The organism is Brevibacillus gelatini, assembly GCF_003710935.1.
In the GTDB taxonomy this organism is placed as follows: domain Bacteria; phylum Bacillota; class Bacilli; order Brevibacillales; family Brevibacillaceae; genus Brevibacillus; species Brevibacillus gelatini.
The window spans coordinates 1-21668 of record NZ_RHHS01000030.1 but is presented as its reverse complement, the minus strand read 5'-3'; the positions used below and the strand labels follow the sequence as shown (position 1 = coordinate 21668).

Sequence of the window (21668 nt, the reverse complement as noted above, 5' to 3'; positions counted from 1 at the left end):
CGCCTGGATTCCCGGCATGCTGCCTGCAAGCGAGCCGGACGGCGTTCGCGACAGTCGGATCAACCATTCTCCGACTGTCTTTTTTTACGCAACCCGCGGAAAAAGTCTTTGAGCATCTGGGCACATTCCTCTGCGAGAACGCCCTCCATAACCGGAACCTGGTGATTGAAGCGCGGTTCGGCCAGCAGGTTCATCAATGTCCCGGCACACCCTGCCTTTGGATCGGAGGCTCCGTACACTACCTGCTCGATACGGCTCTGCACGATCGCTCCGGCACACATCGGGCAAGGCTCCAGTGTGACGTACAGCGTGCAGCCGATCAGCCGCCAGCCGCCCAGCCGTTCACTGGCTTCACGGATCGCGATCATTTCCGCGTGCAGCGTAGGATCTTTTTGCGTTTCCCGCAAGTTGTAGCCGCGTCCGACAATTTCCCCGTCGCGGACGATCACAGCGCCAATCGGCACCTCGCCGATTGCGGCCGCCTTTTGCGCTTCTGCCATGGCGGCTCTCATGTATTCTTCGTGTTTGCTTGCTTCCATCACGATGGTTAAAACTCCTTTATCGACGTTTTCAGATTAGGGTCAACAGGTTGCTTCGCGAAGTTTTTGTCCATACCTGTTCACATACTCTCCGGGAGATTACATACATTAATGGTGTACGGAATTTGTTTACGATTCACAGATAGCCGCTATCTGGAGGGATGCGAGTGGGCTTAACCTCTGCAAGCACTTTGTTCGATTGTTTTCACAGTCCGACTAGAGGACAGTTGGCGAAAGAAGACGTGTTTTCCCTCATTGAACAAACGATCACTTCCATGCATGGTCCGTTTGAGATTATCGTGGGAGCCGACTCCCAGCTGAAAAGTCGCGGAACCTTTTTCGCCCTGGTCATTACGGTGATTCGCCCCGGACATGGTGGGACCTTCTTTTATCACAAGTTTCAGGAGCGACGCTATTCATCCTTGCAGCAGCGGATTTTTCAAGAGGCCATGTACGCGGTAGGGCTGGCTACGGAGGTTCGGCAATATTTGCGCGATCATCAGATTGATATTCCCATCCGTCTGCACTTTGACATCGGCAAAAATGGCCCTACCCGCAAGTTTATCCAGTCGCTCTTGAGTCTGGCAGAAACCAACCACTTCCGGGCGGAAATCAAACCAAACTCCTTCTGTGCCTCTACAATTGCTGACAAGTTCACCAAGTAGTAAACTGCCTTGAACAAAGCGTACAGGCGGATAGCTTCCCGACGCGTCCGCCCGCTTTGTTTCGATTCTTCATTTGCCGGCTCACGTACTTCTGGACAAGCAAGCGAAATTCCTTCTGCCTTGCCCGGAATCGGATACATATCCTCGGTTTTTTCTATATGCACCTGATGCAAAACAGGGTGATTGACAACATTTGTGCATGTAAGCTATTATAAGCATTAATTGAAGCGTTTTCACAAGGCGTGTTACTGGTAATGCAGGCATGAGCCGAGAAGATCTTTTTATGATTAAAAAGGTTTTTTCGGCTCTTTTTTGTCTAAAGGTGGTGGAATGGCGTGTCCCGTCAACAGGAAAAAACATATGCGATTACGCGTGTGTTGAACCATAACGTCGTGCTGGTGGAAGAACCCGGCACCAAGCTGGAAATTGTGCTGTTCGGAAAAGGAATCGGATTTGGCGCAAAGCCCGGGAACACCATCCCCGTCCATGACCCGCGTGTGGAGAAGCGCTTCAGGCTGGAAAACGAAAGCCATCAACAGCAGTACCAGACCATACTCAGTCAGGTCGATCCTGCCGTGGTAGGAATCGCGGAAGAAATTATCGCCCTGATCGCGAGTGAAATTACACCAGAGCTCAACGAACACGTCCACGTCGCTCTGCCTGACCATATCCAGTTCGCCATTTACCGCTTGCGAAACGGCATGGAGATCGTGAACCCGTTCCTGCTTGAAATCCAGACGCTCTACACAAAAGAGTACACCCTGGCAAAACGGGCAGCGGACATGATTAAAAAGGCGTTCGCCCTGGATATTCCCGATAGCGAAATCGGTTTTCTCGCCTTGCACATTCACTCGGCGATCAGTTACCTGCCTGTGAAAAAGGCGGTACAGTTTACGAATGTCATCAGCGAACTGGTCAGCATGATCGAGCAGCGGACAGACAGAACCATCGAGCGCAACACCGTCGATTACGTCCGGCTCATCACCCATCTGCGTTTTGCTGTGGAGCGCATCCGCCAGCAAAAAACCATTCACAACCCGCTTCTCGACCGGGTCAAAACGACGATCCCGGAAGCCTACGAGCTGGCGTCCGAGCTGGCTGCCTATATCTCGAACCGGCTGGAGGTCACTGTCCCGGAAGACGAGGTCGGCTACATGGCTTTGCATGTTTATCGCCTGCTGCAGCAACAGCCGTAATTGCACAAACTCAAAATGATGATAATCCTGCGTGTTACTAGTTCGACTAGGCATGAGCGGTGAGATCATACGGACATAGTAAGTATGTCGTCGTATGGGTCAGACCGTCTCATGCCTATTTTCGTTCAGACGCAAAAGGAGGAACTTATGCTACGCAGTCTCTTTTCCCGTAAAAAACAGCAGCAAGAAATCACGTTTCTGGCCCCTTTGACCGGAAGTGTTGTCCCTTTGTCGGAAGTACCTGATCCCGTCTTTGCCGGGAAAGTTGTAGGCGATGGCGCTGCGATTCTGCCTTCGGAGGGCGTCTTGTACGCTCCTGTTGACGCCAAGGTCACGCATCTTTTCCCTACCCATCATGCGATTGGCTTGTCGACAGACAGCGGTCTGGAACTGCTCATGCACATCGGGATCGATACCGTGAAATTGCAGGGCAAAGGCTTTACCCCGTTCGTCGCGGTAGGCGACCAGGTAAAAGCTGGCGACAAGCTGATTCAGTTTGACATCGCCGTCTTGCAGGAAGCGGGCTGCCCGCTCGTCACCCCGATCATTATTACCAACGGCGATGCCGTCGCGGAAAACAACGTGGTAGCACACGGAAATGTCGCGGCAGGCCAGCAGCCGCTGATGACTGTCGTCCTGAAATAAAAGAAGCACCTGTTGGGGGAGGTACAACATGATTCAATTTGAAGTAACGGTCACGGTTGAAGGCGGGCTGCACGCTCGCCCGGCCGCTCTTTTGGCAAATCACTCGGCACAGTCCCAATCGAAAATCACCTTGACCAAAGGAGATAAGCAGGTGGACGGCCGCAGCATTTTGGGGATCATGACCTTGGGCGTGACCCAGGGCGACAAGCTGCTCATATCAGTGGAGGGGGAAGACGAGGAAAAAGCCGCTTTGTCCCTTCAGCAACTGTTTGAACAGTCTTTTCATCGCTAATTGGCGGCGAAAAAAGGCGGCTACGAACATTGGTGAACATTTATCTCTTCTTGATTGAAAGCGTTTTCATCACTCTTTTCCGATCAAAACAGTTTCTCTCCGGCCTGTTCGTTATGCCCTTATCCCTTGTACTCATCCGGAGAGCAGCTTTTTGATATACATCTCATTCCAGGGAGGTTTTACTCATGCTTGCCTTTTTGCAACGGATTGGGAAAGCACTCATGCTTCCAGTCGCCACATTGCCGGCAGCGGCGCTGTTGCTCCGTTTTGGCGCCATCAACTACGAGACCGAATTTCATCTCGGCGCCTCTGTTGGAGGATTTTTGAATCAGTACATTGCGCCTTTTTTGTTAGCAGGCGGATCGGCCATCTTTGACAACCTGCCGCTGATCTTCGCCGTCGGTGTCGCAATCGGTCTTGCCGGAGATGCCGTTGCCGCTTTGGCTGCCGTAATCGCTTACCTGGTGTTGACCACGGTGCTCTCCAAAGTCCCCGCTGCCATGCCATTCATCGGCGACGAGGTCGAGCTGAACATGGGTGTCCTTGGCGGTATTTTGGCGGGCGGCGTCGCTTCCTACTGCTACAACCGCTACCATAACATCAAGCTGCCGGAATGGCTCGGTTTTTTCGGCGGAAAACGGTTCGTCCCGATCATCACTTCGCTTGGCATGGTCATAATCGGTCTTTTTTTCGGAATCATCTGGGGCCCGATCCAGGACGCGCTCAACAATATGGGGAACTGGATTGTAAGCCTTGGCGCTCTTGGAGCTGGTCTGTTCGGCTTCTTTAACCGTTTGCTCATTCCATTCGGTCTGCACCACGTACTCAACGCGATTGCCTGGTTCCAGATCGGTGACTTTACCGATCAGGCCGGAAAAGTCGTACACGGCGACCTGCACCGCTTCTTCGCTGGCGACAAAACGGCGGGCATGTTCATGACCGGCTTCTTCCCGATCATGATGTTCGCCCTGCCGGCAGCAGCCTTGGCCATTATCCATACAGCCAAGCCGGAAAAACGGAAAGCAATCGCTTCTGTATTTCTCGGTACCGCGCTCGCTTCTTTCCTGACGGGGATTACCGAGCCGCTCGAATTCGCGTTCATGTTCGCGGCTCCGATGCTGTATGTACTTCATGCGATTTTGACCGGGGTTTCCGGGTATATCGTGACTGCGCTTGGAATCAAGCACGGATTTGGCTTCTCCGCAGGTCTGATCGACTACGGGCTGAACTTCCCGCTCTCCACAAACGCATGGTTGATTATCCCGATCGGTTTGGTCTTTGCCCTCGTCTACTACTTCCTGTTCCGCATCCTGATCGTCAAATTCGACATCAAAACGCCAGGCCGTGAAGACGACGAGGCAGTCGAAAAAGCATCTGCCAGCGGCAATTCGACACAGGAGAAGGCGCAAAAAGTGCTCGCCCTCATCGGCGGCAAAGAAAACATCGTCAGCGTCGATGCCTGCATTACCCGCCTGCGCCTCGTGCTGAAGGACGACAAGGTCGTCAATGAAAAAGGACTGAGAGACCTCGGGGCGGCAGGCGTCATGAAGCTCGGCCAGGGCAGCGTCCAGGTTGTCTTCGGGACACAGTCCGAGCTGTTGAAGGACGAGATCAAAAAGATGTAGCTTCTGCTTTTTCCCCGATAAATATGCCCGGTATTGGCAACCGCCTTACCGGGCTTTTTCGTAATGGCATAGAGTCCCCTCGTTCGCATAAGATGTCTGGTCTTGTCTTGCCTGCCTTGTGAACCCGGAAAATGACGCCGTTTCCCTAAAAATGCCGGGCATTGGAGCCAACGAGCACCCGTTCTGACGGGAACAGCTCCTTTTGCTCCAGCTCCGTTTCAAACTGCATAAGCCGATCCAAAAATCCTGCGCATGCCGATTCACTGTATGGCGCCATCATCTCGATTTCGTAGGATAATGTTTTTTTCCATAATTCCAGCTGTCTCTTGTTCGCCTCCCATGCTTCCAATTGCGCCCACTCCTTATTCGATAACTTTGCTAAAACAACAAAATTCAACTCATAAAAAGCTCATGCAGACCACACTTCAGCTTCTTGGCCAAAACAGGCAGATGGTTTGCCTTGAAGTCATACTCTCCCTTCTCGTATTTCAAATATGTCGAAGCGTTTCGAAAACCGAGTGACTCCGCCATTTCCTGCAGCGTGAGCTTGCACTCACTTCTACGTTTTGCGATAAATGGGAGGTTTAGACGTTCCATATTTAGTTCCCTCTTCCCTTGCAGAAATGGCAAATATTTATAGTTACATGATAGCGTTTCAATTTCTGCAAAGTCAATACATTCTTTTGTCGTTTTAGCAATCCTGTTTTTTTCCGTTATGGAAAATTGTTAGAATGGTATTGCCAAAACGAAAAAGGTGGTTTCACGATGTCCATAGTCGGTCAAAGGATAAAATGGCTGCGCGAACAAAAGCGGTGGTCACAAATCCAGTTAGCTGAAAAGCTCGGCATTCACAACACAGTTTTGTCCCGAATTGAATCCGGCGAAAAGAAAGGCGTAGATTCCCAGCTGATTTCCAAAGTCGCCGACCTGTTTGACGTATCGACTGATTACCTTCATGGCCGAACAGACAACCCAACGCCGTTTTGGCGGCAGGCCTCTGTCCGGGAAACACCTGTTCCCTTTTTGGACATTGACGGGTTAACAGAAGACGAACTTCTTGAGATCAAGCGGCATATCGAATTTGTCAAATGGAAATCAAAACAGAACGTGCCGCAGGAAGACAGTTAGAGAACCGCGAAAACTTTTCTCCGAGCCTAAAATGCTTCATCATTGCCTTCCCGTTGTCTACAAATAAAAAAGAAAGCCCCTGAACGCCAGGGGTTTTTAGCTTTGCCAACAGCAGCGCCAGCGAAGCTTTGCTTCACTGTTTTATTTTGCGCTGTCCTCTGTACTTGCCGAGTCCAGCTCAATCCAGCTCTGAGCCCATGATTCAATCCCTTTGATGACCGGCTCAAGAGCCTTCCCCATCTCCGTCAACGAATACTCCACCCGGACAGGAGCCGAGTCCGTAAACACTTGCCTATGCACAAGCCCTTCCTTCTCCAGATCCTTCAGCCGTTCAGAAAGTAGCCTTCCGCTTATCGGCAAGGCCCCTTCCAAAGCACAGAAACGCTGTGGTCCGGAAAGCAGTTGGTACAAGATTAACCCTGTCCACCGTTTCCCCAGCAGTTGCATGCCTTTTTCAAACTTCGGACAGAGGGAAGACTGTTTCATTCGTATCACCTCATTCTCCTTCCAGTATACCGCTCTTTCTCCAATCCATCAAAATGAATGATTATTGAATGCCTAATTATTCGCACTTTCCAATTAATGCAAATTCCCGTAACGTATTGACACGGAAAGTAATTATTGTATACTTACTAACTAAAAGTAACTTTGTTACTGATATAAATTCACACGGAGGTCTCAATACATGGAAAACCGTTTTGAATGGAGCGCTCTTGTTTTGCGTGTCGTCATTGGCCTTACATTTGTCATCCACGGCATCGACAAGTTTCAGATGGGACTGGAGAACGTGGCCGGGTTCTTTGGCACAATGGGACTCCCTGCTTTTCTCGCCTACCTGGTGGCTTTCCTGGAGGTTGTCGGCGGGGTCGCCCTGATCGTCGGACTTGGCACTCGTGTCTTTTCCGCAGCGCTGGCTGTCATCATGATTGGCGCTATTGTCAAAGTAAAGCTGGCAGCCGGCTTCATGGGCGGGGAAAACGGCGCTGGCTATGAGTTCGACCTTGCCCTGTTGGCCATGCTGATCGCACTCAGCATCAGCGGCAGCTCCAAGTTCGGCCTCGATTCCATTTTGTTTGGAAAAAGAGCGGTTGAGTAAGGCGTAGGCGTAGCACCGTCTCGTGACCCACGCAAAAAAGCCAGTGAGCAAAGGCGGTGTTTCTGCCTTCGTCGCTGGCTTTTTTACAATGGAATGCGAGCGGGTAGTCATTAAAATTTTTGCGGGAACTCATCCAGCATTTTTTTGTTGATGATCCTGATCTTTTCGGGCGGCGAAGTCTTGTTTTCCGCACTGATAAAGACCGAGTTGTCTCCCGCTTTGTACAGAAGCAGATACTTTCCGTTGGCCATGCTTTCCCCTTCATCTACAGGCGTACCCCATCCCTGCTGACTCGTTTCCAGTGTAGCCGTCCCCAGGCGACTGCCCGCCATCCAAAAAGTCTTGCTTGACCACCGCGCCGTACCGCTTGATAACTTCTTCCTTTTTCATTCCGATTGCAATGTCGAAGCCATTGATTTCGTTACTTGCGAGCAGCTTTAGAAAGTTGACATCTAAGATCAGTTGCGCGGTGATTTTTGTTTAATAATAGTACGTTGTTCGGTGTTGTCTCATTTCAAAAAACAGGTTACTTTGAATGAGGTACAAAAAACCTTTTTTTATTTACTAAAAATAGCCCCCGAACAGTTCGGAGGCAACTACATATGAACGGCTAATTATACTTTTCCAGAACTTCTTTTTTTAATTTCTTAAACTGCTCAACATTCTCACCGAAATATTCTCTTTCCTCTAAACTACGGTAAGTATCATCAGGTTGTGCTTGTTTCGCTTTTGTGTTCTGCATCCCTGCGCTAATATCATATTTACCTTGATACATTCCAATAATGGCATACCCTTCTTTGTCACCTGTATCCCTCAAAAACAATACGTAAGTGCCTTCTTCATTCATGAGATTATATCCTTCGATGGTATCAAAAACATCCCCATCAAAATAAGCTGGCTCATATACAGAGATTTTATCTCCCTCTTCGAGACTCCCCTTGTAAACCTTTTGGATTTTTACTTCGGACTTTGAAGCCGTTTTTACCTCGCCTTCCCCGAGATTCCATTCTTTTAATGATCTCTTTCCAGTAAATTCGGCCTGCACGATATAACCTGAATATTTTTCAACCTCTTCAATATTTTCAAACTGAATAAAATCAGCTTGACTTATAGCCACTCGATAATCTTTTTGGGGAACATTTAATTGTTGATAAGAAAATGCCCCTCCTATTAACAAAGCTATTGCAGCAATCGAAACAGTAATTGATTTTTTCATAACTCCACCCACTTCCACCTAGTATTTCCAAGATAAATTATCTCTATCTAATTGTGTTGGATCTGTGAGGCTCAACTTTCCCTGCTGCATAATTGAATTCGAAGTTTGATGAACTAGTCCAAGTCCATGACCAAATTCATGAATGGTAGTTTTTCTACGGTTTGCAGAACTGTAGTTATAGTAATCCATATACTCACGGTTTAAATATATTTTCACTCTATCCCATGCCTCTGTCCCGTAGTGTCTTTGGTAAGTATCATCGTCGTCCAAATAATATACGCGAGTTTCTCCTGCATAATCCAATCCTAGTTGACCCGCAGCAACCCTCAAATCATAACTAGAAGCAGAAGCATTAGTATCATAATTAATATTAGCCCCAGAAATACCTTCGTAGTCTGATATAGCTTCGGTAACTGCACCTAGTAGATTCTCATCTGCAACAGAAGCATTGATATAGGTATCAATATCCTTGACATAATTTGCTGTTGGAGTAGTATCAAAAAACGCATCGCCCCTCCTTAATTCGGCATACGCTACGTTGGATAAAGTAAAAGCTCCTAGCAAGACTAAAGTAAATACACTTTTTTTATTCATATCCTATGCTCCTTTTCGTAATATTTGATACATTTTATGTAAATATAACCTCTTTTTACTTATTAATATATTTAGATTTCCTTTTTTTGTCAACAGGAAATACGATAAGTTTGCTGCCGCATTTCGTCTGTCATTTCTGTTCGGATCACTTAAACTGTCTCTCACATACATGTAACAAAGAACCTCACCTAGTGATTACAGTTGTTATGGAAGACTGGCTATGGACCAAGAGATTTACGTGTTCCCTTTTCAGGAGTGAATTCACCACCGAGATATCAGCGAAGTGTATTGCAAGAATGCCCCGTTAGACAGGAAATTTCACGAATAATCTTGCCTTCTGCTAACGATATCACTATCCCACTCCTTAGCATGTGTCTTTCTCTAAAGATTAGCCTGGGCCTTAATACCGAAGAGAATATATTCGCTGGGGGGTTATTTTCTTTCCTGCGAACCTGGGTCAATTGTTTTCCGGCGGTAACAATGAACAATACAATTCCAGAGGACGCGAAGTTTTTTCACTAATGATAGTACGTTATTCGGCGGCGTTTCGTTTCCAAAAACAGGTATTTCATTTCCAAAAAGGTTATTTTGATTAACACCTGTCACCGCTTATGGACAGTATAGGAGAAATCTTTTTGCAAACCTGCCAAGGCCTCTTTGGCATCTTCCTGCCCTTGATGTGCTCACCCAGGAAAAGCAACCAATTTGTTATTTCCGTTAACTCTTTTTTGATGATTTTTGGCGGTTCAAATGCAACCGTCTAGGCGGGAGAGTAAAACGGTTTGGTATTGGGGGAAATGTGAATTTCTGTAGTCAGGAAATAAGGACGATCTTCGGGTCAACGTCATGTATATCTTTGATGATCCTAGAGACATACCGTTGGTTTTACGTTGTGGAGGTTGGGAATGAAGTTGAAGTTCACCAGCCAGAAGGCTCAGCTTACCGGAACAATTGGAGATTCATTTTGTCATAGTAAGAGTATTTGAGAGGCAGCAAAAAGACAAAGCCACCCCAAACAACGGAGTGGCTTCCATCAATGGCGTCCCCGAGAGGACTCGAACCTCCGACACGCAGTTTAGGAAACTGCTGCTCTATCCTGCTGAGCTACGGGGACATATATGGTTAGTGGCAAAATCCTTCTTCTGGAATCTCACCTACCTTACTATTATATGCAGGGACTCACATTTTGGCAAATGCAGCGGTCATCTTCACCCGCCATCATCTGCAAATCGAGGTGATAACCATGCCCGTCTGGTTGCTCGTCGCAATCATTTGCGTGGGCCTCTTGCTGATTGGGGGCGTAATCGAGTGGAGGTTGAAAAGGAAAAAGCAAAAAATCTCGCCCAACCACAGCCCATGCAGTTCGCTCGATCAAGGATTCGATACGAGGGATCGCGACGATTTTATCCCGTGAATCCAGTACAACACCTTGGAACAGACAAATATCCCCCTGAACAACAAGACACACAGGAATTTTGCTAACCGAAAAACAAGCATCACCCGCAAAAAAAGCCTTGGCATCATCCCAAGGCTTTTTTGCATCTCAAAAATACTCCTGCTTCAAACAGGCTTCTTTTGCCGTCCGGAAATCACAACCTCCGCCCACCCATTCAGCTTCGTTTTTCCGTACTTTTTATATTGGTTATGAGCAAAGTTAGTTATGAGCAAACTGCTCTTCTTCTGTCGATCCGGTCAATGCTGTGGTCGAGGAAGTTCCGCCAGCGATCACTTGTGCCACTTCATCGAAATAGCCGGTACCAACCTCACGCTGATGGCGAGTCGCTGTATAGCCATGGACCTCGCTCGCGAATTCAGCCTGCTGCAATTCGGAGTAAGCAGCCATTCCGCGATCGCGGTAGCCGCGCGCCAGCTCGAACATGCTGTGGTTCAGTGCATGGAAGCCTGCGAGCGTGACGAATTGGAACTTGTAGCCCATCTCTCCCAGCTCTTCTTGGAAGCGAGCGATTGTTTCCTCGTCGAGTTTCTTCTTCCAGTTGAAGGATGGGGAGCAGTTGTACGCCAGCAGTTTGCCTGGATATTTGGCATGGATTGCTTCTGCAAAGCGACGTGCTTCCTCCAGGTTTGGCTCGGAAGTCTCGCACCAGATCAGGTCGGCATACGGAGCGTAAGCGAGTCCACGGGCTATTGCTGCATCCAGACCACCGCGCAGGCGGAAAAAGCCTTCTGGCGTCCGTTCTCCAGTGAGGAACGGCTGGTCAGCCGGATCGATGTCGCTCGTAATCAGGAAGGCGCCGTTTGCGTCTGTACGCGCGACAATGATCGTCGGAACACCCATGACGTCAGCAGCAAAGCGAGCCGAAATCAGGTTGCGGACAGCAGCCTGCGTCGGGATCAGCACTTTTCCGCCCATGTGACCGCATTTTTTCTCGGAAGCGAGCTGGTCTTCAAAATGCACACCTGCCGCTCCCGCTTCAATCATGCTTTTCATCAGCTCAAACACGTTCAGAGGCCCGCCAAAGCCCGCTTCCGCGTCAGCGACAATCGGAGCAAACCAGTACGTATCTGTTCCGCCCTCGGCCTGGTCGATCTGGTCTGCACGCTGCAGAGCCTGGTTGATTCTTTTTACGACGTGAGGAACGCTGTTGGCCGGGTAGAGGCTTTGATCGGGATACATTTGACCGGAAAGGTTCGCGTCAGCCGCCACTTGCCAGCCGCTCAAGTAAATCGCCTTCAGCCCCGCTTTTACTTGCTGGATGGCCTGATTCCCGGTCAAAGCCCCCAACGCTTTGATGTGATGCTCGGTATGCAACAGATTCCACAGTCGCTCGGCACCCAGTCGCGCCAGCGTATGTTCGATTTGCACAGACCCGCGCAAACGGTATACGTCCTCAGCGGAATACGGCCGGGTAATTCCCTTAAAACGCTCGGTGTTCCAGCTTTGCTCAATTTGTTGAATGGCTTCCTGCTTGGTTTGTTTGCTCATGTTCTTTTCCCCCACTCTTTTTTATTTTGGCTATTACAGATAGCGATAGCCCGGTACTGTCAGAAAATCCTCGAATTCGTTCTCTGTCACCAGCTTCAGGAACAGCTCTCCGGCAGCCTGAAATTTGCTGTTTTCATAACGTTCCTGGCCAATCGCTTGTTTCAATGCCTGCAATTCCTCACTAAGCCATTGCTTGACCAGAGCCTCGGTAATTTTTCGGCCATCCTGGAGCACGCCTTTTGGATGGCGAATCCAGTGCCACACCTGAGTCCGGGAAATTTCCGCGGTCGCCGCATCCTCCATCAGATTGTAGATCGGCACTGCGCCATGCCCGCGCAGCCACGCTTCCATGTACTGCAAGCCTACACTTATGTTTGTACGTACGCCTTCTTCCGTGATGACGCCCTCAGGTACAGCCAGCAGATCGCTTGCCGATACCTGCACATCCTCGCGTTTGTACCAGATCTGGTTCGGCTCGCGCATCAGACGGTTGAATACCTCCATCGCCACTGGCACCAGTGCGGGATGGGCTACCCATGTACCATCGTGCCCGTCGTAAGCTTCCCGCTCCTTGTCAGCGCGTACTTTGGCGAGCGCTTCTTCGTTTTTGACCGGGTCGTTTTTCACCGGAATCTGGGCAGCCATCCCGCCAATGCATGGAGCCTGGCGTTTATGGCACGTTTTCACCGCCAAAGTGGTGTAGGCCCTCATAAACGGAACCGTCATCGTGACTTGCGCCCGGTCAGGGGTAATGAAGTCCGGCTGATTCCGCAGCTTTTTAATGTAGCTGAAAATGTAATCCCAACGCCCGCAGTTCAATCCCGCACTATGCTCCCGCAGCTCATACAAAATCTCATCCATCTCAAAGGCTGCAAGAATCGTTTCGATCAGAACCGTCGCCCGAATCGTCCCGCGCGGAATATTCAGTTCCTCCTGGGCAAACACAAATACATCGTTCCAGAGACGCGCTTCCAGGTGGCTTTCCAGCTTCGGCAGGTAGAAGTACGGAGCTGTCTTGTTCGCGATCAAGGCATCGACGTTGTGGTAAAAGTAGAGCCCAAAGTCGAGCAGGCTGCCGGAAATCGGCTTTTGATCGAGAAGGATATGTTTTTCATCGAGATGCCAGCCACGCGGCCGCACGATCAATACCGCTGTTTTCTCATTGAGGGTGTATTGCTTGCCTTGCGGGCTGGTGTATGAGATGTTGCGGCGGACAGCGTCCTTCATGTTGATCTGGCCCTGAATCGTATTCTCCCAGGTAGGCGAGTTTGCGTCCTCAAAATCTGCCATGAAGACGCGTGCGCCCGAATTGAGTGCGTTGATAACCATTTTGCGGTCGCCCGCTGGCCCGGTAATCTCCACCCGGCGATCCAGCAGATCATGTGGAAGCGGAGCTACCGTCCAATCTCCGTTGCGAATCTCCGCTGTTTCCGGCAAAAAGTCGGGCAGTTGCCCGGCATCTATTTTCAATTGGCGTTCCTGACGTGCGGCAAGCAATTGCTGCCTTCTGTCGCCGAACTTTTGCTCCAGCTTGATGACGAACTGGATCGCCTCCGGTGTGAGAATATCCTCGTAGCCGGAGCGCATCTCGCCGGTAATCTGGATTTCCAGCGGATATGGATTGGTTGGAATCGTAGTCAAACCTGTTCACCTTCCCTTGATAGCACTCAAATTATTATGGTACAGAATCATTTTTTAGAAATTATTATAGTACAGAAGGTTCAAAAAAAATGGCTTAATCCTGGTATCCGCTGCCACTGCAATGACTGCAGATCACATGTCCATCCCCCAAACAATGATGGCAAGCCGCTCCGTTGTCATCATGACCAACGCCTCCACATCGTGGGCAATTCTGTTCGCCGTTTCCTTCACACCGATAGCAGTTCATTTCCCATTCCCTCCACTTCTGTATTAAAACAATATTCTTTTAAGTTGTTTTTATTATATAACAGAGATTAGTACAGTGCAACACAATTTTCTAAAAATTATAACTGTACTAGTACACATTTTCCGAGCTGTCTTGTCCCCCATGCTCTCTCGCCTTTTCCCCGCTCCAAAAAGAAAGCAGCCTCTGATCCAATAAAGAAAGATCAAAGGCTGCTGTGCTTATCCCACTGCTTATTTCGACTCGATTTTGGCTACTCCGCCCATGTATGGACGCAGCACTTCCGGAATGGTAATGCTTCCGTCTTCCTCCTGGTAGTTTTCCAAAATCGCCGCTACGGTGCGGCCAATGGCGAGGCCCGAGCCGTTCAGTGTATGCACGAACTCCGGCTTCGATTTGGTGTCGCGGCGGAAACGAATATTGGCGCGACGAGCCTGGAAGTCTTCGAAGTTCGAGCAGGACGAGATTTCGCGGTACGTGTTCGAGCTTGGAATCCATACCTCCAAGTCGTATTTCTTCGCTGCCGTAAATCCGAGATCGCCTGTACACATGCTCATGACGCGGTACGGAAGTCCAAGCAGTTGCAGCACCTTCTCGGCGTTTTTCACCAGCTTCTCCAGCTCGTCATACGAATCTTCCGGTTTGACGAATTTCACCAGCTCTACTTTGTTGAATTGGTGCTGGCGAATCAGCCCGCGTGTATCGCGGCCCGCCGATCCCGCTTCCGAACGGAAACAAGCGCTGAAAGCAGCATAGTACCGCGGCAGATCGTCTCCATCCAGAATTTCATCCCGGTGCATGTTGGTGACTGGGACCTCTGCCGTCGGGATCAGGAAGTAGTCTGGTCCCTCCAGCTTGAAAGCATCTTCCTCGAACTTCGGCAACTGTCCGGTTCCGGTCATGCTTGCACGGTTTACGATATACGGCGGGATAACCTCTTCGTAACCGTGCTCAGTGGCATGCAGGTCCATCATGAAGTTCATCAATGCGCGCTCCAGGCGGGCTCCCAGTCCTTTGTAAAAGACAAAGCGGCTTCCTGTTACTTTTGCTGCCGTCTCAAAATCGAGAATCCCTGTCTGGCTGGCGAGCTCCCAGTGCGGCTTTGCCTCAAAGCCAAAGTTGCGCGGCTCGCCCCACGTCCATGCCACTACGTTGTCGTCTTCCGATGTACCAATCGGTGTGCTCTCATGCGGCAGGTTAGGCAGGCTCAGCAAAATGAGCTCCAGCTGCTCATCCAGCTTGCGCAGCTCTTCGTCCAGCTTCTTGATGTGTTCGTTTACTTCCTTCATTTCCGCGATCAGGTGGTCGGCATTCTCTTTGTTGCGCTTCATGACCGCTACCTGCTCGGAAACGGTATTCCGTTTATTTTTCAGCGCCTCTGCTTCCTGAATCACTTGACGGCGCTTTTCATCGACCTCTGCAAACTGATCCAGAGCCGAAATATCTTCATTGCGATGCGCCAAACGGCGTTTTACCCCTTCCAAATCCTGACGCAGTATTTTGACGTCCAACATGTTCGAATCCCTCCGAATCCATAATCAAAATGCAAAAAACACCCGTCCCCTCATAAGGGACGAGTGTTGTGTACCCGCGTTGCCACCCTCGTTGATACATGCCCATCCTGGCGCATCTATCCACTCCATCCGTCGTAACGGGACGGTTCCGGACAAAGTTCATTCCTTTGCCACTCCGAGATGGATTCCTTCACAGACCGGATCGGTTCGCACCACCCACCGACTCTCTACACCAGGCTGATGTGAAGTACTTGTTCTCATCATCGCATTCTCATTCATACATATTTCTATTGTTAACTGTACTACAAGTTCTATACGTATGTAAAGGGCGCTCCGCCATCATCTTGTAACAAAAAGAAAAGACCAGCATTTGGCCAATGCCGATCTTTTCATGCAAGCGTCACTTCAATCAGTTTCGGTATTCCTTCACCATGTCGAGGAAGTATTTGTGCATTCTTGTATCTTCCGTCAATTCCGGGTGAAAGGCAGCCGCCAGGTAATGCCCTTCTCGCGCTACGACGATCTTTTCTTCGTACTTGGCCAGCACTTCTGCGTTTTCTCCGACTTCCATAATATATGGTGCCCGGATGAACACTGCCGGGTAATCTGCACCGACGCCAGCTACAGGCATTGTCACCTCGAAGCTTTCCTTTTGGCGGCCAAAGGCATTTCGCTCCACCTTAATATCCATCAACCCGAGATGGCAGTCATCTTGCCCCTCAATCTGTTTGGCCAAAAGAATCGCGCCTGCGCAAGTACCGAAGATCGGCTTGCCTGCTTTTCCGAACTCGCGGAGCGCGTCCATGAATCCGTACTTGTGCATCAGCTTGCTGATCGTCGTGCTTTCTCCGCCGGGAAGAACCAGTCCGTCGAGTTCGTCCAGCTCTTCCACCTTTTTGACGGGAACAGCTGTCGCCCCAGCCTCTTCCAGCATGCGCAGGTGTTCTGCTACAGCTCCTTGCAAAGCGAGTACACCGATTTTCATTCTGCTCACCTTACCAGCCGCGCTCTTGCATGCGATCCGCCTCGCGAATTTTGGAAATCTCGATTCCGGTCATTGGACTTCCCAAACCTTTGGATACGCGAGCGATCAGTTCGTAGTCTGTGTAGTGCGTAGTCGCTTCAACGATAGCGCGAGCGAATTTCTCCGGATTTTCCGATTTGAAAATACCCGAGCCGACAAACACGCCGTCAGCCCCGAGCTGCATCATCAAAGCCGCATCTGCCGGAGTCGCTACGCCACCAGCGGCGAAGTTCACTACAGGCAGCTTGCCGGTTTTGTGTACTTGTTCCAGCAGTTCGTATGGGGCACCCAGATTTTTCGCTTCGGCCATCAGCTCATCGTAAGACATTGCTTGCACTTTGCGGATTTGCGCCATCATCGTGCGCATGTGGCGAACGGCTTCTACGATGTTTCCGGTTCCTGGCTCACCTTTTGTCCGAATCATGGACGCCCCTTCACCGATACGGCGAAGCGCTTCACCCAGATCACGCGCACCACATACAAACGGCACAGTGAATTCTTTTTTATTGATGTGGTACAGATCATCGGCCGGGGTCAAAACTTCACTCTCGTCAATGTAATCGACACCCATCGATTCCAGTACGCGCGCTTCTACAAAATGTCCGATACGAGCTTTTGCCATAACAGGGATCGAAACAGCGTTCAGCACTTCCTCCACAATGCCAAGATCAGCCATACGAGCTACTCCGCCAGCCGCACGAATGTCAGAAGGTACGCGTTCCAATGCCATGACAGCTACAGCACCGGCAGCTTCAGCAATTTTTGCCTGCTCGGCGTTCACAACGTCCATGATGACGCCGCCTTTTTGCATCTCAGCCATACCTTTTTTTACGCGGGACGTTCCTACTTGTACCATGTGAAAATTCCCCCTACATCATGAAGTCAGAACCGTAACTGTTATGCTCTGTTATGGTTCTTCGTTACCGTCATTGTAAACGATAGATGAGGGGGAATACAATAGTTATTTAATTTCCTGTTCCACTACTGAACAAATTGCTGAAAAATTGAATGATGCTGCGGAAGAACAAACGAATCCAGCTCGCCTCTTCGACCTCCTGGCCTGCCACCAAATCCGCGCCCGCTTTTGCTGCATCTTCCGGCTGCAGGTAGTCGGTGTCTTTCGCTCCTTCTTCTTTCAGGACGAGCTTACCGACCACCTGGCCTTGCTTGATTGGTGCGGTCAGCTCTTGATACGTAACGGTTGGCGTGAATTTTGTCTCTGCTCCGATTTTGGTCAGCATGTTTACTTCGGTGGCAGTTACTGCGGGTACGTTGAGTTCTACTCCGTTCGTTACAGGTGCAGTTTCAAAACCTTTTACAGAAACATTTTTGTCCAATTGCTTCGTTAATTTGAAATTGCTGAATCCATAGTCATAAAGCTTTTTTGTTTCCACGAAGCGTTTTGTTTTGCTGTCTGTTCCCATTACAACAGAAATCAAGCGCATGTTATCACGAACTGCAGTACCAGTAAAGCAATTACCTGCTGCTTGTGTATAACCTGTTTTTAATCCGTCTACACCCGGATAGTAATTGGGGAGGTCAGGCAACATCCAGTTGTTGTTCGCCATTTTCAATTCATTTTTAGAACCGGGACGGAAGGTAAAACGCGGGATCTTCGATACTTCCAACGCTTCCGGGAAATCACGAATCAGGTTTCTGGCGAGGATAGCAGAATCACGCGCGGACATCAGATTTTCCACTTGATCGGTCTGGACGGAGTATGGACCCAGCTCATTCGCCGGCAAGCCGCTGGATGTAACGAAAGATGTATTTTTCATCCCAAACTCGGCAGCCTTTTTGTTCATCATCTGCACGAAGTTCGCTTCACTGCCCGCTATCTTTTCCGCAAGCAAAACAGTAGCATCGTTGGCAGAAACGACAGCCATTGCATTGTACAGCTCTCTGACTGTAAAAGATTCCCCCAGATTCAGGTACACTCCGGACGTATCAGAGATTCTTGCCACATAGAAAGCATATTCACTGACAGGCACCTTTTCGTCCCAGCTGATTTTCTTCTGCTTGACCGCTTCCAGTACAAGGTATTCCGCCATCATCTTGCTCATGCTGGCAGGAGGCAGTGGGACGTCTGGATTCATGCTATATAAAACTTTTCCCGTAGATGCCTCTACTAGAATGGCAGATTTTGCGGCCAGTTGTAGATCTGCTGCAGGTGCTGCATCGGCCTTCGTCGCTGCTCCTCCCATTGCGGTTGCAAACATAGCGACAGAAAGGATCAGACCTGTCAGTCGTGTCTTCCAAGTAGTTCGCTTCATCGTTTCTTCTCACTCTCCAATTCTGTCATAAGTCTATACGGTAATTGGGCACCAAGTGTAAGTGTAACATACCATTACGACCGCATTGAAGCCCAAATAGACTCATTAGCAAGTAATGGATTGGATGGTAGATCATCGTTTTTGACATACAAAAGGGGGCGTCTCAAAGCCGACATGACGACTTTTGAGACAGCCCCCAGATTGTTTAACCTATGAAATCGAGTAGTTTGGCGATTCCTTCGTGATTTGCACATCGTGCGGATGGCTTTCGCGCAAGCCGGCACCTGTGATACGGATAAACTGCGAGTTTTGAATCAAGTCTTCAATTGTTTTGGCTCCGCAGTAGCCCATACCTGCGCGCAGACCGCCGATCAACTGATAAGTCACGTCCGCCAAAGGACCTTTGTAAGGAACACGGCCCTCGATGCCTTCTGGAACAAGCTTTTGCTCGTTCTCCTGGAAGTAACGGTCCTTGCTTCCCGCTTTCATCGCGCCAATCGAACCCATTCCGCGGTATACCTTGAAGCGGCGTCCTTGGAAAATCTCGAACTCGCCCGGGCTTTCCTCTGTTCCGGCAAACAGGCTGCCGATCATGATCGCCGAAGCACCTGCTCCGATTGCTTTTGGCAAATCACCGGAGTATTTAATGCCGCCGTCGGCAATAATTGGAATATTGTACTCACGCGCTACTCGGGCGCAATCGTAAATGGCAGTGATTTGCGGCACGCCGATACCGGCTACGACACGCGTTGTACAAATGGAGCCTGGACCGATCCCGACTTTGACAACGGATGCCCCTGCTTCGATCAGGTCGCGAGTGGCTTCTCCTGTTGCAACGTTTCCTGCCACGATTGTCAGGTTTGGATATTCCTTGCGAAGCGCTTTTACTGTCTCGATAACACCTTTGGAATGCCCATGCGCTGTATCGACGACAAGCACGTCTACGCCTGCCTGTACGAGCGCCGCCGCACGATCAAACGTATCTGCGGAAACCCCTACTGCCGCCCCACACAGCAAGCGTCCTTGCGGGTCCTTGGCTGCTTGCGGGTATTGAATCGCTTTTTCAATATCCTTAATGGTAATAAGACCACGCAAAATGTTATTTTCATCGACCAGCGGCAGTTTTTCGATTTTGTGCTTTTGGAGAATCGCTTCGGCTTGCTGCAGGGTGGTTCCAACCGGAGCTGTAACCAGATTCTCTTTTGTCATGACTTCCTTGATTGGTGTCGAGTAGTCATGGACAAAACGCAAATCGCGGTTGGTTAAAATCCCAATGAGATGATTTTCTTCGTCGACGATCGGAACACCGGAAATGCGGTATTTCCCCATCAGCGCATCCGCCTCTGCGACGGTGTGATTCTGGGTCAAAGAAAATGGGTTGGTAATGACCCCGCTTTCCGAGCGCTTCACGCGATCTACTTCACTCGCCTGCTGCTCGATCGACATGTTTTTATGGATGATCCCAATACCACCCTGACGGGCCATAGCAATCGCCATGGCTGATTCAGTTACCGTATCCATTCCGGCACTAATCAGGGGGATGTTCAAGCGGACAGTCTCGCTCAGTTTTACGCGAACGTCCACATCCCTTGGCAAAACTTCGGATTTTGCTGGGATGAGCAGCACATCATCAAATGTTAGTCCTTCTTTGACAAATTTATCTTCCCGCACAGTAGAAAGCCCCTCTCGGCAAATATTTTAAGACAGTTTAACAAACGGCATAATTTACTGTCAAGGAATGAGTTAAATGTTCGGTTATGGAGTTTATTAGACAGATAAATCAAAAAAATCACTAGAAAAAACAACCAGATCACGAAAGTTACTGAAAGGTGGTTACAATGAATTCTGCATGGAAAATGTTCCGGTTTTTCGAAACGGAGCCTACCGCCCGTAAATATTTGACTGCCTGCTATGACAGCTTGGGATTGGAGCATGCTGAACGCCTGGCCTTTCATCAAAGTTCCCGCTTTCTTTTTTTATGGAAGCAAGCGAGACAGTTTTATACGACAGCAGCAGAAGCTGACTTGTCCATCCAGCCGTTGCTGCTCTTTTATGGTTGCTCCCACCTGCTGAAAGGGTTGCTGCTCACCCGCGATCCATCCTATCCGCAAAACAGCCGAGTGCTCCAGCACGGGGTCACTACGCGAAAGCTGAAGAGGAACAACTACCTGCTGCTAGAAGATGAGGTCCGTCCACAAAAAGAGGGCTTTTTTGCTCTATTGGCCAAGCTCTTTCATCTTTCCCCTATGCAGGATCGCTATTCGATACATGATTTGTTTGCTTCCATCCCCGCATTCAGCAATGTTTATGCGGCTTTGACTGAAAAGCCGCAGCACTGGCTGCAAGTTCCCTGGAGCAAAATTCACGCAGTCGAACAAGCTCCATCTGACTGCCAACCGTGGGTCCAGATTGCTTTTCCTGAAGCCATGGACGGGCCTTTGGCGTATTCACCAGAAACCTTCCTTCAATACATCAACAGAGTCGCTCCAGAGGGCTCTGGTTTGCCATTGTGCAGGGCAGAAGCCAATTCCAAACGCCTCCTTCTCCCTGCATCTGCCCTGTCCCAATTGGAGCAGCATCCTTTGTTTCGCTGGCAGAAGCGCCGCCTATTCTTTTGGAATGGCTCGCCTGATTCTCTGCCTCTTCCCGAGTGGGCCAGCCACTTCTTGCTTTTGTATTTGCTCAGCATGCTTTGCCGATATGAAACGGAATGGTGGGGGGAGCTGGCCTTATCCCACGGCCTTGCTGAACGCTACCTCGTAGAGCTTTTTTTGGAGCACCATATGTCTAGCTACCCCACTGTTATTATGAAACAGATCCAGCAAAAAAACTCTGCACTCCCACAAGGTTTCTCTTTCGATAATTGCTGAGTTGATTTTGCCTAGGTATACAAAAAAGCTGCATTCTCCATTACTCGCAAAAGTAATCGGGAATACAGCTTTTTCTTATTCCTTCAAAACTGGATCTGCATGTTTGCCAGGCATGTGTGGATAAGTCCTCGACCGATTAGTATTCGTCAGCTCCACGCGTGC

23 protein-coding genes, 1 tRNA gene, 1 pseudogene and 1 other annotated feature are annotated in these 21668 nt (G+C 49.5%); of the genes and pseudogenes, 9 read left to right on the top strand and 16 right to left on the bottom strand.

The features are described 5' to 3' along the window. Positions 1 to 59: 59 nt before the first annotated feature. Positions 60 to 539, bottom strand: coding sequence for a tRNA adenosine(34) deaminase TadA (gene tadA, locus EDM57_RS13045; RefSeq protein ID WP_122905264.1), 480 nt, complete (start codon positions 537 to 539; stop codon positions 60 to 62). Between the two features lie 167 nt (positions 540 to 706). On the opposite strand from tadA, the gene EDM57_RS13040 reads away from it, so the two are divergent. From EDM57_RS13040 to nagE, 5 genes are all read left to right on the top strand, one after another. After that, on the top strand, positions 707 to 1204 hold the full coding sequence (locus EDM57_RS13040) for a ribonuclease H-like YkuK family protein (protein WP_122905185.1): 498 nt from the start codon (positions 707 to 709) through the stop codon (positions 1202 to 1204). A 335-nt stretch (positions 1205 to 1539) separates the two neighbouring features. Further along, complete coding sequence (gene glcT, locus EDM57_RS13035) at positions 1540 to 2400, top strand: glucose PTS transporter transcription antiterminator GlcT (RefSeq protein WP_122905184.1); 861 nt, start codon at positions 1540 to 1542, stop codon at positions 2398 to 2400. 147 nt (positions 2401 to 2547) lie between these two features. Beyond that, a complete protein-coding gene (locus EDM57_RS13030; RefSeq protein WP_122905183.1) occupies positions 2548 to 3045 on the top strand; it encodes a PTS sugar transporter subunit IIA in 498 nt (165 codons plus the stop codon). Between the two features lie 28 nt (positions 3046 to 3073). Further along, positions 3074 to 3337, top strand: coding sequence for an HPr family phosphocarrier protein (locus EDM57_RS13025; protein WP_122905182.1), 264 nt, complete (start codon positions 3074 to 3076; stop codon positions 3335 to 3337). A gap of 185 nt (positions 3338 to 3522) precedes the next feature. Further along, entirely contained in the window at positions 3523 to 4962 is a 1440-nt protein-coding gene (gene nagE / locus EDM57_RS13020; protein WP_122905181.1) for an N-acetylglucosamine-specific PTS transporter subunit IIBC, read from the top strand. Between the two features lie 145 nt (positions 4963 to 5107). Here nagE and EDM57_RS13015 read toward each other — a convergent pair whose 3' ends face one another. Together EDM57_RS13015 and EDM57_RS13010 are read right to left on the bottom strand one after the other, a co-directional pair. Beyond that, positions 5108 to 5311: a hypothetical protein gene (locus EDM57_RS13015; protein ID WP_122905180.1), complete on the bottom strand. Its 204-nt coding sequence runs from the start codon at positions 5309 to 5311 to the stop codon at positions 5108 to 5110. A 44-nt stretch (positions 5312 to 5355) separates the two neighbouring features. Next, positions 5356 to 5559, bottom strand: coding sequence for a helix-turn-helix domain-containing protein (locus tag EDM57_RS13010; RefSeq protein ID WP_122905179.1), 204 nt, complete (start codon positions 5557 to 5559; stop codon positions 5356 to 5358). Positions 5560 to 5727: 168 nt separating this feature from the next. Here EDM57_RS13010 and EDM57_RS13005 point away from each other — a divergent pair, with 168 nt between their 5' ends. Then, on the top strand, positions 5728 to 6090 hold the full coding sequence (locus EDM57_RS13005; protein ID WP_122905178.1) for a helix-turn-helix domain-containing protein: 363 nt from the start codon (positions 5728 to 5730) through the stop codon (positions 6088 to 6090). Positions 6091 to 6231: 141 nt separating this feature from the next. Here the strand turns inward: EDM57_RS13005 and EDM57_RS13000 are convergent, their stop codons facing one another. After that, a complete protein-coding gene (locus EDM57_RS13000; protein WP_122905177.1) occupies positions 6232 to 6576 on the bottom strand; it encodes a winged helix-turn-helix transcriptional regulator in 345 nt (114 codons plus the stop codon). Between the two features lie 199 nt (positions 6577 to 6775). Between EDM57_RS13000 and EDM57_RS12995 the strand changes: the two genes are divergently transcribed. Next, positions 6776 to 7186 (top strand): DoxX family protein, encoded by a 411-nt coding sequence (locus EDM57_RS12995; RefSeq protein ID WP_122905176.1) that lies wholly within the window; start codon positions 6776 to 6778, stop codon positions 7184 to 7186. A 110-nt stretch (positions 7187 to 7296) separates the two neighbouring features. Here the strand turns inward: EDM57_RS12995 and EDM57_RS12990 are convergent, their stop codons facing one another. The 5 genes and pseudogenes from EDM57_RS12990 to EDM57_RS12975 all read right to left on the bottom strand — a co-directional run bounded on the left by EDM57_RS12990 (position 7297) and on the right by EDM57_RS12975 (position 10110). After that, positions 7297 to 7518: a hypothetical protein gene (locus tag EDM57_RS12990; protein ID WP_122905175.1), complete on the bottom strand. Its 222-nt coding sequence runs from the start codon at positions 7516 to 7518 to the stop codon at positions 7297 to 7299. 278 nt (positions 7519 to 7796) lie between these two features. Further along, positions 7797 to 8402, bottom strand: a complete 606-nt coding sequence (locus EDM57_RS12985; protein WP_122905263.1) for a hypothetical protein — start codon at positions 8400 to 8402, stop codon at positions 7797 to 7799. Positions 8403 to 8420: 18 nt separating this feature from the next. Then, entirely contained in the window at positions 8421 to 8996 is a 576-nt protein-coding gene (locus EDM57_RS12980; protein WP_122905174.1) for a zinc metalloprotease, read from the bottom strand. A 609-nt stretch (positions 8997 to 9605) separates the two neighbouring features. Further along, a pseudogene (locus EDM57_RS24075) lies at positions 9606 to 9720 on the bottom strand (helix-turn-helix transcriptional regulator); the annotation flags it as partial. A 313-nt stretch (positions 9721 to 10033) separates the two neighbouring features. Continuing rightward, a tRNA-Arg gene (locus EDM57_RS12975) sits at positions 10034 to 10110 on the bottom strand. Between the two features lie 72 nt (positions 10111 to 10182). Between EDM57_RS12975 and EDM57_RS12970 the strand changes: the two genes are divergently transcribed. Next, positions 10183 to 10410 carry a hypothetical protein gene (locus EDM57_RS12970; protein ID WP_122905173.1) on the top strand — a complete coding sequence of 76 codons (228 nt, stop codon included), beginning with the start codon at positions 10183 to 10185 and terminating at the stop codon, positions 10408 to 10410. Positions 10411 to 10650: 240 nt separating this feature from the next. On the opposite strand, the gene aceA is transcribed toward EDM57_RS12970, so the two are convergent. The 7 genes from aceA to guaB all read right to left on the bottom strand — a co-directional run bounded on the left by aceA (position 10651) and on the right by guaB (position 20307). Continuing rightward, entirely contained in the window at positions 10651 to 11940 is a 1290-nt protein-coding gene (gene aceA / locus EDM57_RS12965) for an isocitrate lyase (RefSeq protein WP_122905172.1), read from the bottom strand. Between the two features lie 33 nt (positions 11941 to 11973). Continuing rightward, the gene (gene aceB, locus EDM57_RS12960; RefSeq protein ID WP_122905171.1) at positions 11974 to 13581 is read right to left on the bottom strand and encodes a malate synthase A; all 1608 of its coding nucleotides are present in this window, start codon (positions 13579 to 13581) and stop codon (positions 11974 to 11976) included. Between the two features lie 477 nt (positions 13582 to 14058). Next, the gene (serS, locus tag EDM57_RS12955) at positions 14059 to 15339 is read right to left on the bottom strand and encodes a serine--tRNA ligase (RefSeq protein WP_122905170.1); all 1281 of its coding nucleotides are present in this window, start codon (positions 15337 to 15339) and stop codon (positions 14059 to 14061) included. 52 nt (positions 15340 to 15391) lie between these two features. Further along, positions 15392 to 15612, bottom strand: a binding site (T-box leader). A gap of 136 nt (positions 15613 to 15748) precedes the next feature. Continuing rightward, positions 15749 to 16324 (bottom strand): pyridoxal 5'-phosphate synthase glutaminase subunit PdxT, encoded by a 576-nt coding sequence (gene pdxT, locus EDM57_RS12950; protein WP_122905169.1) that lies wholly within the window; start codon positions 16322 to 16324, stop codon positions 15749 to 15751. 10 nt (positions 16325 to 16334) lie between these two features. Beyond that, on the bottom strand, positions 16335 to 17219 hold the full coding sequence (gene pdxS / locus EDM57_RS12945; protein ID WP_122905168.1) for a pyridoxal 5'-phosphate synthase lyase subunit PdxS: 885 nt from the start codon (positions 17217 to 17219) through the stop codon (positions 16335 to 16337). A gap of 109 nt (positions 17220 to 17328) precedes the next feature. Next, a complete protein-coding gene (locus tag EDM57_RS12940) occupies positions 17329 to 18636 on the bottom strand; it encodes a D-alanyl-D-alanine carboxypeptidase family protein (protein ID WP_122905167.1) in 1308 nt (435 codons plus the stop codon). A gap of 210 nt (positions 18637 to 18846) precedes the next feature. Further along, positions 18847 to 20307: an IMP dehydrogenase gene (gene guaB, locus EDM57_RS12935; protein ID WP_122905166.1), complete on the bottom strand. Its 1461-nt coding sequence runs from the start codon at positions 20305 to 20307 to the stop codon at positions 18847 to 18849. Positions 20308 to 20474: 167 nt separating this feature from the next. On the opposite strand from guaB, the gene EDM57_RS12930 reads away from it, so the two are divergent. Further along, positions 20475 to 21506, top strand: coding sequence for a YaaC family protein (locus EDM57_RS12930; RefSeq protein ID WP_122905165.1), 1032 nt, complete (start codon positions 20475 to 20477; stop codon positions 21504 to 21506). The last annotated feature ends 162 nt before the right edge of the window (positions 21507 to 21668 follow it).

Excerpts from the sequence above, each read along its gene's own strand:
- EDM57_RS12940 (WP_122905167.1), bottom strand. The coding sequence starts at position 18,636 with ATGAAGCGAACTACTTGGAAGACACGACTGACAGGTCTGATCCTTTCT.
- pdxT (WP_122905169.1), bottom strand. The coding sequence starts at position 16,324 with ATGAAAATCGGTGTACTCGCTTTGCAAGGAGCTGTAGCAGAACACCTG.
- EDM57_RS12995 (WP_122905176.1), top strand. The coding sequence starts at position 6,776 with ATGGAAAACCGTTTTGAATGGAGCGCTCTTGTTTTGCGTGTCGTCATT.
- aceA (WP_122905172.1), bottom strand. The coding sequence starts at position 11,940 with ATGAGCAAACAAACCAAGCAGGAAGCCATTCAACAAATTGAGCAAAGC.
- nagE (WP_122905181.1), top strand. The coding sequence starts at position 3,523 with ATGCTTGCCTTTTTGCAACGGATTGGGAAAGCACTCATGCTTCCAGTC.
- EDM57_RS13030 (WP_122905183.1), top strand. The coding sequence starts at position 2,548 with ATGCTACGCAGTCTCTTTTCCCGTAAAAAACAGCAGCAAGAAATCACG.
- EDM57_RS13025 (WP_122905182.1), top strand. The coding sequence starts at position 3,074 with ATGATTCAATTTGAAGTAACGGTCACGGTTGAAGGCGGGCTGCACGCT.
- EDM57_RS13010 (WP_122905179.1), bottom strand. The coding sequence starts at position 5,559 with ATGGAACGTCTAAACCTCCCATTTATCGCAAAACGTAGAAGTGAGTGC.
- pdxS (WP_122905168.1), bottom strand. The coding sequence starts at position 17,219 with ATGGTACAAGTAGGAACGTCCCGCGTAAAAAAAGGTATGGCTGAGATG.
- EDM57_RS12930 (WP_122905165.1), top strand. The coding sequence starts at position 20,475 with ATGAATTCTGCATGGAAAATGTTCCGGTTTTTCGAAACGGAGCCTACC.
- serS (WP_122905170.1), bottom strand. The coding sequence starts at position 15,339 with ATGTTGGACGTCAAAATACTGCGTCAGGATTTGGAAGGGGTAAAACGC.
- EDM57_RS12985 (WP_122905263.1), bottom strand. The coding sequence starts at position 8,402 with ATGAAAAAATCAATTACTGTTTCGATTGCTGCAATAGCTTTGTTAATA.
- EDM57_RS13005 (WP_122905178.1), top strand. The coding sequence starts at position 5,728 with ATGTCCATAGTCGGTCAAAGGATAAAATGGCTGCGCGAACAAAAGCGG.
- EDM57_RS12990 (WP_122905175.1), bottom strand. The coding sequence starts at position 7,518 with ATGGCGGGCAGTCGCCTGGGGACGGCTACACTGGAAACGAGTCAGCAG.
- EDM57_RS12980 (WP_122905174.1), bottom strand. The coding sequence starts at position 8,996 with ATGAATAAAAAAAGTGTATTTACTTTAGTCTTGCTAGGAGCTTTTACT.
- tadA (WP_122905264.1), bottom strand. The coding sequence starts at position 539 with ATGGAAGCAAGCAAACACGAAGAATACATGAGAGCCGCCATGGCAGAA.
- EDM57_RS13000 (WP_122905177.1), bottom strand. The coding sequence starts at position 6,576 with ATGAAACAGTCTTCCCTCTGTCCGAAGTTTGAAAAAGGCATGCAACTG.